The organism is Microcystis sp. M53603_WE2 (assembly GCF_030065435.1).
The window spans coordinates 1-1,415 of sequence record NZ_JASJFF010000829.1; the positions used below are offsets into that span (position 1 = coordinate 1).

Annotated in this window: 2 protein-coding genes; both read left to right on the forward strand. The window is 40.8% G+C overall.

Annotation, left to right across the window (positions count from 1 at the left end):
• Positions 1-596 precede the first annotated feature (596 nt).
• Positions 597-809, forward strand: a complete 213-nt coding sequence (locus PX481_RS17635; protein ID WP_288095241.1) for a hypothetical protein — start codon at positions 597-599, stop codon at positions 807-809.
• Positions 772-1,173, forward strand: coding sequence for a fasciclin domain-containing protein (locus PX481_RS17640; protein ID WP_002762406.1), 402 nt, complete (start codon positions 772-774; stop codon positions 1,171-1,173). The genes PX481_RS17635 and PX481_RS17640 overlap by 38 nt, the downstream gene beginning before the upstream one ends.
• The last annotated feature ends 242 nt before the right edge of the window (positions 1,174-1,415 follow it).

Genomic DNA, 1,415 nt, shown 5'->3' on the forward strand with positions numbered 1-1,415 from the left:
AACCCTTATAGAGAAAGGCATTTAGCGATTTTTGTCAATTGTTTTTGCTCTAGAGCGAACTAATCAATTAAGTCTCTTGCCAGATAAGGATTTAGTCGATTTATGCCCCCCTATCGAACCATACCAAGTAACGAAGAACCACTACAAATAATTGTGCCTCCCTACTTAACTCTGCAATAATTACTCGCAGCCAGAAATACACCAGCGTCCATATCATACTTTATGCTTTTTGTCAAAAAAACTTTTTTTTTGCAATAAAACTACACAAAAAAAAGATCATCGTTATGCGTGAAATTGACTAATTTACCCGTCTTAATTAGGATTGCCTTGTAGATGTGGCAAGGGTTTCAACCATTGCTGCTCAAAAAAGCAAAGAATAACCTATTGTGAAATTCTATCAAATCGCTGTAACCTTCATAACATCGTTGTTAAATAAAAATCTTTCTCAATTAATTCTTAAGAATTTGTAAATATTGCGGAATGTTAATTTAAATATTCTCAAGTTTTTGGAGTCAATGGATAATTTTTGCTTATCTTTGTCCAACATGGGGTTAGAAATCGGGAGACAGGAGACAGGAGTCAGGAGATTATTTTTATTGATTCTCCCCACACCCCACACCCCACACCCCACACCCTACACCCCACACCCCACACCCCACACCCCACACCCTACACCCTACACCCCACACCCCATCCCTAGAACGATCTTTGGGACAAGATTAAGTTTAAAATCTGAAATAGATAATTTTTTTAAGGGATCGAGTCAAGTTTATGGCAGATATTGTCGATATTGCGGTCAGTGCCGATAATTTTAAAACTCTAGTAACGGCGGTACAAGCGGCTAATCTTGTGGATGCCCTGAAAAGTCCCGGCCCCTTCACGGTTTTTGCCCCCACCGACGAAGCTTTTGCGAAATTGCCCCCTGGGACGATTACAACCCTAGTGCAGAATATCCCCCAATTAACCAGAATTCTCACCTATCACGTCGTTGCGGGCAAATATATGCAGGAAGATTTGGCAAAATTGGCCGTAGTGACTTCTCTAGAGGGTTCACCGATTCCCGTCGATTGTAGCGAAGGTTTTGAGGTGAAAAATGCCACGGTGGTTGCGGGTAATATCGAGGCAGATAATGGTGTGATCCACGTCATCGATACGGTGATCCTGATGGGTTAGTTTTTGACCGTCTTTTGCCCGGTCTGCATCTAGGGCAAATCTGTCTTATTTAGTCACTAAATATACATATACTTTTGCTTGTTTTTGATTTTGATGCTCGACGGAGGAAAATGCCCACTTTCTGCACTTTCTTGTCTGTACCTGTTCAGACTAAATCCTGTTATTAAAGACTGATTATCTATTGATCCTTTTGCCTATTACATGAGTAGAAAACGGGTTTCTCCGAGAAACCCGTTTTCTGT

What these genes read in the sequence shown, in the direction of transcription:
- PX481_RS17640 (WP_002762406.1), top strand. Translation starts at nt 772, where the DNA reads ATGGCAGATATTGTCGATATTGCGGTCAGTGCCGATAATTTTAAAACT.